Annotated in this window: 1 pseudogene; it reads left to right on the forward strand. The window is 40.5% G+C overall.

The annotated features are described in order from the left end of the window. A pseudogene (locus HC175_RS22190) lies at positions 1 to 240 on the forward strand (1-acyl-sn-glycerol-3-phosphate acyltransferase); the annotation flags it as partial. Positions 241 to 321: the final 81 nt, after the last annotated feature.

Here is a 321-nt window from a genome sequence, read left to right on the forward strand (position 1 = left end):
TTTAGGTTGGCTATAGATCACCAGATCAAAATTGTTCCCATAGTTTTTCACGACAATAAAAAGCGCTTTCCCTACATCTTTACAAAAGGCAGCCCGGGAAAAATGCGGGTGAAGATCAAAGAGTTCATTCCCACTGCAGGCATGACGCAGGAAGATAAGAAGAAATTACGGGAACATACCCGGGAAGTAATCTTAAACGAACTTTTAAGTAAAGAACCGGCTGTTAAAACTTATAGCTAAAACCTGAATAGATTCCAAAGTAGTAAGGACGCGTATCTGGCGACGCATTTTCAAAGGTGTTAATCTGGTACTTGAGCATTG

This window comes from Salinimicrobium oceani (genome assembly GCF_012037645.1).